Source organism: Priestia sp. 10L35 (assembly GCF_056395685.1).
The window spans coordinates 60,106-70,348 of the sequence record NZ_JBFTKA010000011.1; the positions used below are offsets into that span (position 1 = coordinate 60,106).

The following is a 10,243-nucleotide window of genomic DNA, read 5'->3' on the forward strand; positions in this document are numbered from 1 at the left end:
TAATAAATACTTCTTATATACTAAAAAAAATAAAATTTACAATATAATCTGTTTAATTGGAGCGAATGTATGGAAAATCCAATATTAAAATTAAAAGATAATATATCACAACTAACAGAAACTCAACGTAGAGTAGCAGACTACATCCTTAAAAACCCTGTCGATGTAGCTTTTCTAACTGTTGATCAATTAGCCTTAGCAGTAAAAACTAGTACAACTACGATAATGAGATTAACTTTCAGCTTAGGTTATTCTGGATATGCAGAGTTTCAAAAAGGACTTCAGGAGCTTTTACGTAATAATGCTGCTCCTCAAATTAGATTAGAGACAAATTTGAAGGGTCTGGATGAGAGTGATTTGTGGATGCGTTGTGCAGAAAGTCAATTTAACAACATTCAATCAACAGTAGAAATGATTTCTACAGAGAGTCTGAATAAAGCGTTAGAAATGATTGTAACTGCAGACCGAATATTCTGCACTAGTGTTAGAAGTGGTTTACCTGTAGCACAGCATCTATCTTTTGGTCTCAATCGATTGCTAGGAAACTGTGAGCTAATTGTATCTGACTTAAGCGATTGGGTGGATAAGGGTATTGATTTTACTTCTAAAGATTTAGTTATTGCAACCTCTTTTCCAAGATACGCTAGAAGAACTGTTGAGTTTGTAACAGCTGCTAAAAGCAATAATGCTCAAGTCATTTCAATTACTGATAGTTATTCCTCTCCTTTAGTTAAGTACTCTGATTTAGTGTTAACTTGTAGTTCTAGTAGTATTGCTTTTCACAATTCGCCTATAGCATCACTATTCGTGGCCGATTACCTTGTAAGTGCAATAGCTATAAATTATCCAGAAAAGACAAAAGATCGTTTAGATAAAATTAATTCAGTTCTCACAAAAATTAACTACCATTACACTGATTGAATATATAAGCATGGTAAGAGCATGAGATATCGAATGGAGAAAACAATTTGATATCTCATGCCCTTGCCATTTTTTATTGAATTAACCCGAGTACTTCCCGTTGACTTATTATTTCAATAAAAAAACATTTACTTTTCTTAAGAAGCCATGATAGTATACTTTTAAATAGTCACAATTATTACAACTATTAAGTAAAAAGTAATAATTATTACTTTAGTGAAGTTGTAGTGATTAATATAGTTACTTTTATGAAATCACTTTTAGATATCATCCGGAGGTATCTAACTGCTTAATTACTTAGATGCCATAAAGTGACTATAAGTTTATTGGCCTTACTGCTTATACTTTTTTTGTTAACACACAAATATGAGGGGCCTATCTCTGTTCCTAATTCACTATTAACATAACCTTAGCAAGGGAGTGGTTAGTCAAGAATAGAAAGTGGGTTTGTTGATAACAAATTATAAACTGTGAGCATTACTTAAAATCCGCGTTAAATAATTTGTAAACCCTTACATAGTATGGGTGAATCGTTAATGAATACATTACTTTGTAAAAATAAACAAGAGGAAATACGAAGGGAAATTATAGAGGGGGTATAATATGTTAACACTTTTAGGTTTTTCTATGATTGTAGTATTCATGTATTTAATCATGAGTAAGCGCTTATCTGCTTTTAGTGCATTAACAGTGGTTCCTATTGTCTTTGCTTTATTGGGCGGATTTACTGATTTAGGTCCAATGATGATGAAGGGTCTTGAAACCATTGCTCCGACAGCAATTATGATTATCTTTGCCATTCTCTATTTTGGGGTGTTAATTGATACAGGATTATTTGATCCTTTAGTAGCGAAGATTATAAAGATGGTTGGCGGTGATCCTCTAAAAATTGTAATGGGTACTGCAGTACTTTCTTTAATAGTTGCTTTAGATGGTGACGGTACCATTACATATCTAATTGTAGTAACTGCATTTCTCCCACTATACAATCGATTAGGTATGAATAAACTTATTCTAGCTTGTATTCCAGCATTAGCAATGGGTGTTATGAATTTGACTCCTTGGGGTGGTCCTGCTGTACAAGCTACGGCGGCCGTAAAAGCAGATGTAACAGACTTGCTATTACCACTTATTCCTTCTATGATTGCAGGAACTATCTGGGTTTTAGGGGTTTCTTATTTCCTTGGACGACGCGAGCGTAAAAGACTGGGAGTTATCAATATAGATACAGAATTTAATAATGAAATTGCTGCAGCTCTTGATGTAGGAATGGATGCATCAATAAAACGTCCAAAATTATTTTGGTTTAACTTAGTTTTAACACTTTTACTTCTTACTGCTTTAGTTCTAGGGTTCTTACCATTACCAGCTTTGTTTATGATTGGATTTGCTATCGTGATGATTGTTAATTACCCAAATTTACAAGATCAAAAGGAGCGTTTACATGCTCATGCAGGAAATATATTAACGGTTGTTTCCATGATATTTGCAGCAGGTATATTTACTGGAATTATAGATGGAACAGGGATTGTTAAGGCTATGGCGGATACTTTAATATCAGTTATTCCTGACGCTCTTGGCCCAAAATTAACAGTAATAGTTGCGCTTATAAGTATGCCATTTACATTTTTTATGGCAAATGCCCCCTTCTATTTCGGGATTATCCCTATTATGTCTGAAACAGCTGCTCATTTTGGCATCCCTCCAATAGAAATTGGTCAAGCTTCTCTACTAGGACAACCCTTGCATCTACTAAGTCCACTTCAAGGTTCTATCTACGTCTTAGTAGGACTTCTTGGTATTGATATAGGTGATCACATTCGTTTTGCTGCCAAGTATGCCATTGGAACAGCGTTAGTCATGACAATTGTAGCTGTTTTATTTGGAATACTCTCCATATAAGTCATTTATAGTAACAAAAAAAGAGAGCTGATTTTTTAAAATAGCTCTCTTTTTCACATCTGATTTAACGAATTTCTTTTTATTTATTTTACCAAAAACGTTCGTAAAGGTGTAAGTATGAAAGGAGACGTTCGTAATTTATTTCAAAACTTAAACGAACGATAGAAATAGTAGATTTCTTATAAAAAAGCAAAGTTCGTAAAAGTATACTTTTACGGACTGTGTGTTTGTTTCTGTTTAAAAACCTTAAAAGAATAAATTCAAAGATTTTCTTTGATTTGAATTGTAGAGGTTATTTTAATGCCACAAAACAAAAAAGTAAACTAATCCCTTTTATGAATTAATTTACTTTTAATTCGTTTTTAAGTATATTTTGATGTTTCCTCATATTTAGTTGATTATAACGTAATGCCAATCCTCTATTTCATTTTAGAAATAACTACTCCTATAACCATAATTAAAATTCCTAGCAGGGTCTTCCAAGTAGGAGCTTCTTTGAAGAAAAGGTAACCCATTAACACTGCAATTATTACTTCGATCCCTTTAGACGTTAGTAAAACAAATGTCAAATTATGAACAGCTTTAAATCCAAATTTAATTCCGTACCCAATTAACATATTAGCAATTAAAAATAATGGAAAAGAATAAATTTGATATTTTAAAGTAGCCCAAAAAGCTGGATCGACATGCTTATTTTGATATGAAAACAAACAGTTAATAAGAAATAGGCCAGAAAATAAAAAAATCCCACCATAAAAATAATTCATATATACACTCTCACTATATCTATATTTAGTGTTATATTGACCCAAACATTTTTCTTTATACCATGAAAGTTTCTTTAAGGAAAAATATTACCTCTTAAGCAACAAATATAAATGGTAATATCTGATTTGGTTACCATAATGAATTTTATTGGAAATATTATGATAGAAACATATGGTATAATTTCTACCTCCTTAAAGTAGTTATCTCGTTTAGTTCTTTAAAGAATGGGCAATATAAACAGAGAATAAGAAGGAGGAATAAGCTATATGAACAAAAAAATGGGATTACTCTGTATTTCATTAGCTGGTGCTTTAACTGCAGGATCTCTTACAGGTTGTTCTAATCAAAATGATTCATCTCAAAATACATCACAAAATGAAAATAGCTCTTCTGAAAATAAATCAAATTTACAACAGTATTCCAAAGATCCTGATAGTAAACAGGATGAAGATTTTGATTTAGTAGGAAAACTAGACAAAGAAACAGACGACGAGTTAACACTTGTTATTGATGATAAAAAGGTAAAAGTACCTAAGAGTAATTCGTTTAAAAAGGAAAAAGATACACCTAAGAATATTGATGGAAAACAAGTGAACGTAGAAATTAATGCTAAAAATCAAAATGCAGAAAGCTTAGAGTTAACTCCTCAAGCAAAAGCAGATTCAAATGGTATATACGAAAAAGATGCCGATGGAGATTACAGCGTAATTGGAAAGTTAATCAATGAAACGGATAATGATGTAACAGTAGAAGTATCTAGTGGAAAAAAGACTTATAAAAAATCTAAAGACTTTGAGCAAGAGAACGACAATATGTCTGGGGATAGTAAAAATAAAGTAGTACGATTAGAAGTAAAAAAGAATGATGAAGTTGAAAGTCTCGAGTTAGATCCAGAGGATCAATAAATGGAGTAGAGAATTTAAGTAACTTATTTGTTTTAATTATAACGTATGTTTTTTTCTTTTAAAAAGGGTAAGAACCAAATAAGATCATGTTAATTTTTAGATTTAACACTTTCCCCTTTTTCAAAATATTTCGTTGGATATAGGCGCCATACTAGGCGTCTTTTTTTTGCACAAAAAATGCAGGCAACTAAAATAACTTTCCGTTTTTAAGAATACAGATAGTAGAATAATAAAGAAAAGGAAGGTGGTAGTAATAAGGAAGTTCTCTATCCCTATTTTGGTTTTAGTGTTGCTATGGACCATTATTCTTTGTATAGAAAGACAAGTTTTTGCAGCGTCTTCCCTATGGCTGGTTTATGGTGTTTTTCAGTTTTTTCGAAAGAAATAACTTTTATCTCGTAATTAAAGATATTTATGAGCCAATATCAATAATATATGAAATAGTCTCTAAGTAATGATTGAAAACTCTTTAGCAACATTACACTCTAAAGCTTATCCTCCTTATACAAACAAAAGACACTGGCTCTTAACCAGTGTCTTTTGTTTGTAATTTTATTTTATGCTCAATAATTTTTATAGAAATGTCATTCATATAAATCATTAGACACTTTTCAGTTCCCTTGGATCTGTTACTTTGTGTTTGTATTTCTTTTCAAATTTATTAAACATGGATATATTTGCTAGTACTCCTACAGCAAACATAAGCAATGTAAGAGAAGAACCACCATAACTTACAAAAGGTAACGTTACACCTGTGATAGGAAGAAGTCCAGTTACTGCTCCTAGGTTAACAAATGCTTGAATGCCAATCATAACGGAAATACCGATAGCTAATAAGGAACCAAAAGGATCGTTGCATCTTTTAGCAATTTTTAAGCCTTGCAAAATAATGAAAAATAGCAATCCTAATACAAGTAACACTCCCCAAAACCCTAACTCTTCAGCAATGACCGCCATAATAAAATCTGTATGAGACTCAGGTAGATAACCAGCTTTTTGGATGCCTTGTCCTAACCCTTGACCAAATAGTCCCCCAGTTCCTATAGCTAGGTAGGAGTTAACCAATTGGTACCCATCTCCTTGTTGATTTTCAAAAGGATGTAGATAACCAGTAAAACGAGCTAAACGAACAGGAGAAAACACGGTATCAATATGTCCTGTTAACAATAAAACAACTAACATAATAATAATGCCTACTACTCCTAATAAGGCAATCTTTAGCATTGATTTTATTGAAATACCTGAACATAAAACAATGGCTAAGACTGTGCCTAAAATAAGTAGGATTCCACCGTAATCCGGTTGTAAAGCAATTAAGAAACAAATAAACAAGACAATAAAAATAGGTGGAATAATAGCACGCTTTAAATCGTTTATATACTCTTGTTTATTTGCAAAAACAGCCGATAGATATACAATAATTGTTAGTTTCGTAAATTCTAGTGGTTGTATTCTAACCGGCCCCAGTATAAGCCAACTTTGTGCATTCCCGGCGGTATGGCCAAAAATAAGGACCAAAGCAAGAAGCGTAATTACTGTTACTAATAAGATTTTTAACACTTTTTTTTCTCGATAAATTTTATAGGGAATAAAAGCAGAAACACAGAAAAAGAAGAAGCCTGCTATAAGAGCAAGTTTTTGCTTTTGATAAAAGTAATCCCCTTCAACTCCGTAACGACTAACAGCCGTTACCATACTTGCACTGTAAACCATGACTAAACCAATGAGACTTAGAACAATTAAGGCTACAATGAATTTGTAATCATAACATTTTACTATTTTCTTAAACATAAAAACTCCTCGTTCCTTGCAAGTGTAAGATTCTTATTTTCATCATAAAAAAAGATTCTTAGTAAATTATATAGAGTAAAAAGAACACTCAATAGTATAATAACAGTTCCTCGCGCTTTGTGCTTTCCTACGATATAATCATTTACACCATGCAATATAAAGGATACTGAAACCATAAGAACAGCTATATTGTACCAATAATCGCTATCAAACAGCCAAGCTATACTCATACAAATAAGCAATACAATTAACGTTGCATTTCGAATTCGATTATCAATAAAAATTTGTGCGTATTTCATAAAGATCTCCCATTACGATGTCTTTTTAGTATATCGACATTTACCTTCTATTTTCCATTCTTTATATCACCTTATTGACTCACATTTACTTTCCAGCTTTTTAAGATAGGTATCTTCTTGTTTTGCAATGAATTAGGAAGTACATGAATTTTGGTATATAATAAGGTGTTTTTCATGTTTTAATTATAATCATTAGGAGAAAGAAAACAATAAATTACTAATCTTTTCTTTATTTCTTTCTACACTATTAATCATTAAACTTATAAATGAATGTGATTATAAAGAAAGGCTTGCCTAGCCTCATTATAGTTAACAGTGAACAATAAGAAGAGGTGATATATCCTTGGGTGACGTAAATAATTTCTTTCATTTCTTACTACTAGACATCATCCTAAGTTTTCTCCTCCTTTATTGCTTTATTTTCATAGATAAATATGTCGTGAAAAATAAAGGGACAAAAAAAGAAAAAAGGGAAAAATATCAAAAAGATTTTATTATCTTATTAGCAGTGGGATTAATTGTTTATTTTATGTAAAATAATATACAGTACAGAAACTTTAATCATATGGAGGAGCAGCATCATGATTAGAACATTGGCTATTACACAAGATTTACATATAAAGCAAGATGTACCTCTTAATCACTTATCTCATCCTTCAATTAAATGGTTCTGGGTAGATTTTGCCTCTCCATCTGAAGAAGAAGGAAAAATGTTAGAGACATTTTTTCATTTTCATCCTTTAGCTATCGAAGATTGCTTTCATTTTTTACAACGACCTAAACTTGATTATTATGAAGAGTACAGTTTTTTGGTTCTTCATTATTTAAATAGTAAAACACTAGATATTGAAGAATTAGACTTATTTATTGGAGAAAATTATTTAGTCACGTTTCACTACAAACCATTACCAAGTGTAGAAACAGTTTGGCAACGCCTTTTACAAAATCCAAATGGATTTAACAAAGGCGTATCTTATATCGCTTATGCCATCTTAGATCAATTAGTAGATGATTACTTTCCCATTGTCTACGAAATCGAGGATCAGCTAAATGAAATTGAAAGTAGAGACGCCAAAAAGTCAATTGCTGTACTAATGGATGATGTTTTTGATATCCGGAGCGATTTATTAAAGCTTAGAAAAACTATTCTCCCTATGCGTGATTTACTCTATCGAATTATTAATTCTGAACGTTTAAATATACCTGCCGAGCAGAAAGTCTATTTTAATGACATTTATGATCATTTGTTAAAATTAACAAACATGGTGGAAGCCAATCGAGATATGACATCAGATATGAGAGATAATTATCTTTCCATTAATGCTAATCGTATGAACTCCATCATGATGACATTAACGATTATCTCTTCTATTTTCATCCCTCTTACATTTGTCGTAGGGTTATATGGGATGAACTTTGATCATATGCCTGAACTTCACTGGCACTATGGATATTATATTGTTTTAGGAATTATGGCTTTAATGACTATCGGTATGATTCTTTGGTTTAGACGAAAAGGCTGGTTTAAAGTCAATAAGTAGAATGCTTTTCTCTTTACTATACATAAGTTTTTCGTACGTTGAGTAAACTACTCAAGATGCCCGAACGGTGTCTTCCATTGCAACCTTGTATTAAGAAAGAAGGCTGTCCTCCCTGGCAGCTTTCTTTCTTGTTTTCTTAACATATACACCCCACAAAAGCATAAGCTGTTGGAATAAAAGTCCCTGCTGCTAGTCTAGAAATAGTTTTGCCAACCTCTAATGGAAATTACAGAAAATAAACTGGGATATTAAGTACATCGTGAAAATAGAGAAAAAGGTTCTGGTACAAAAACTCCAAATTACTCTGAAGTTTTTGTACCAGAACCGAATAAGGTTACCTTTTTTATTTAACTACTAAAGAAACTTCCACTTTTTCTTTTTCTCTTATAATGATGATGTCCGTAGCTTCCGTGATGGTCACGGCTTTTTCTATAATCATCACTACTGCTATAACTCTTAAAGGGCTTTGATCTTCCTCTTTTGTAATCACTACTACTATAATGCTTATGTTTGTTATTCGTTAGTGAATCAAACAGTTTCTTGAACATGGTTTAATCACTCCTCATAATTAGTTTAAATCTATAAAAAACAAAAAACGCTTTTATCTTTTTAGTAGATAAAAGCGCTTGATGTATAAACACAGACTTCACCTAACTAAAAATGTAGGCAAAGGTCTTGCTAACAATTAAGATTGTCAACAAAGCCGGAAACATTCTGTTTCGTAGTGACGACTTTTGTTGTACAGCTACTCCCCTTTGGAGTATTAAGTTTGTTCAATGGTAACGTAAATCGATTGTATAAGTCAATTGATAACTAATGAGTAATTATCTTTTAGAATCTTATTCTTACCGTTTATCTCAACCTAAAATCCTTCTAAAAAGCCACTCTTTTAGAGTGACTTACATTACACAAATATTAATATGTTATTGTATAATTATGTGAATTTGTTGTTTTATTACAAAAATAAAACCCTTAAACATTATTTTAGTGTTACACCTGAGAGTTGTGTAACTAACTTATCTAGATAATCCATATACTTTTTAAAACATTTAAGTACACGTGCCATGACGTTACGATTTTCTACACCTCGTTAAAGATTATTTTTTACCTTAGATTAAAAAATAAGAAAAGCCCTCAACTTATGAGGACTGAAAGGACTTTTCTTGCCTATGAAATAAGAAATGGAATTTTCATTCGCATCTACAAGGCGTATTATAACATGTATTAAGTATATGAAATTAACTGTTCAAACCCTAAAGCCGGCATTCTAAGCTCCTGGTTGGATTTTACAGGAAAAAATATTGTTATACAGTGAAAATACAGTTACTGTTAAATAAAAGCTTAACAACTTAGAGAAATAGGTGACTAGGTAATTGCAAAGATATAGATATAACAGTACTTTAAGAAAGGCTTTACTTGTAGATATAGAGACAGCAAGAGAACTTATGATTAAAGTAGGATTAGAAAAAGGGTTTACTAGTAATAATACCATTGTAATTAGTCAATTCATTGATCAATTGTTAAACCAATTAGAAAAGATCACTTCAACTGATTAGTTTTTATTTTTTATATAAAGAGTAAAAACAACCTCATTCTCTAATGGCAATTCGATTGAGGTTGTTTTTTAAGGTAACTCTATCACTGTAGATAAATAATAACATATTTTTGCCATAACGACTATCTTTTCCAGAACGAGCATATATATAAAAGGCGGACTTTTTATATATTCTTTTTTCACTTATCCTTCTGAGAAAGCCTTTCATATCAAGGATTTATAGAAAGCTGCATACTCGTAAAAAAGAACCCTTAGCCGAACCTTACAGCAAGGGTTCTTTTTTACGGTTGGTTCCTAGGGGGCAGGATTACGCTAACTAACTTCGTATATGGTATACAACTAAAAAACAGAAAAACCTACTGGGACTAGTGAACTGCACCCCAATTGTTAGACAAAAACTAATAATTGGAGGTTGGACTTGTCAATATTTATTGGACACTAAGTTAAGATACTATGATGAATAGGCTTTTTCGTATTCAATAGGGGAAAGATAATGCAGAGAAGAATGCATTCTTTTGGTATTGTAATAGAGCTCTATATATTTAAATACTTCTTTTCGAG

At 31.7% G+C, this 10,243-nt stretch carries 10 protein-coding genes; 5 read left to right on the top strand and 5 right to left on the bottom strand.

Features of this window, described 5'->3' with window-relative positions:
• Positions 1 to 69 precede the first annotated feature (69 nt).
• Positions 70 to 921, top strand: a complete 852-nt coding sequence (locus AC1DEF_RS25590; RefSeq protein WP_477727610.1) for a MurR/RpiR family transcriptional regulator — start codon at positions 70 to 72, stop codon at positions 919 to 921.
• Between the two features lie 603 nt (positions 922 to 1,524).
• The gene (locus AC1DEF_RS25595; RefSeq protein ID WP_477727611.1) at positions 1,525 to 2,823 is read left to right on the top strand and encodes a CitMHS family transporter; all 1,299 of its coding nucleotides are present in this window, start codon (positions 1,525 to 1,527) and stop codon (positions 2,821 to 2,823) included.
• A gap of 419 nt (positions 2,824 to 3,242) precedes the next feature.
• Here AC1DEF_RS25595 and AC1DEF_RS25600 read toward each other — a convergent pair whose 3' ends face one another.
• Entirely contained in the window at positions 3,243 to 3,590 is a 348-nt protein-coding gene (locus tag AC1DEF_RS25600; RefSeq protein WP_477727612.1) for a hypothetical protein, read from the bottom strand.
• Between the two features lie 267 nt (positions 3,591 to 3,857).
• Between AC1DEF_RS25600 and AC1DEF_RS25605 the strand changes: the two genes are divergently transcribed.
• Entirely contained in the window at positions 3,858 to 4,496 is a 639-nt protein-coding gene (locus AC1DEF_RS25605; RefSeq protein WP_477727613.1) for a hypothetical protein, read from the top strand.
• A gap of 600 nt (positions 4,497 to 5,096) precedes the next feature.
• Here AC1DEF_RS25605 and ftsW read toward each other — a convergent pair.
• Together ftsW and AC1DEF_RS25615 are read right to left on the bottom strand one after the other, a co-directional pair.
• Positions 5,097 to 6,287 (bottom strand): putative lipid II flippase FtsW, encoded by a 1,191-nt coding sequence (gene ftsW, locus AC1DEF_RS25610; protein WP_477727614.1) that lies wholly within the window; start codon positions 6,285 to 6,287, stop codon positions 5,097 to 5,099.
• Positions 6,272 to 6,586, bottom strand: coding sequence for a hypothetical protein (locus AC1DEF_RS25615; RefSeq protein WP_477727615.1), 315 nt, complete (start codon positions 6,584 to 6,586; stop codon positions 6,272 to 6,274). The genes ftsW and AC1DEF_RS25615 overlap by 16 nt, the downstream gene beginning before the upstream one ends.
• 581 nt (positions 6,587 to 7,167) lie before the next feature.
• Here AC1DEF_RS25615 and corA point away from each other — a divergent pair.
• Positions 7,168 to 8,127 carry a magnesium/cobalt transporter CorA gene (corA, locus tag AC1DEF_RS25620; protein ID WP_477727616.1) on the top strand — a complete coding sequence of 320 codons (960 nt, stop codon included), beginning with the start codon at positions 7,168 to 7,170 and terminating at the stop codon, positions 8,125 to 8,127.
• 347 nt (positions 8,128 to 8,474) lie between these two features.
• Here the strand turns inward: corA and AC1DEF_RS25625 are convergent, their stop codons facing one another.
• A complete protein-coding gene (locus AC1DEF_RS25625) occupies positions 8,475 to 8,675 on the bottom strand; it encodes a hypothetical protein (protein ID WP_082611984.1) in 201 nt (66 codons plus the stop codon).
• An 825-nt stretch (positions 8,676 to 9,500) separates the two neighbouring features.
• Between AC1DEF_RS25625 and AC1DEF_RS25630 the strand changes: the two genes are divergently transcribed.
• The gene (locus AC1DEF_RS25630; protein WP_477727617.1) at positions 9,501 to 9,683 is read left to right on the top strand and encodes a Spo0E family sporulation regulatory protein-aspartic acid phosphatase; all 183 of its coding nucleotides are present in this window, start codon (positions 9,501 to 9,503) and stop codon (positions 9,681 to 9,683) included.
• 450 nt (positions 9,684 to 10,133) lie between these two features.
• Here the strand turns inward: AC1DEF_RS25630 and AC1DEF_RS25635 are convergent.
• Positions 10,134 to 10,243: IS3 family transposase (locus tag AC1DEF_RS25635; protein WP_477727620.1), on the bottom strand; the 110-nt coding region annotated here is incomplete at its 5' end.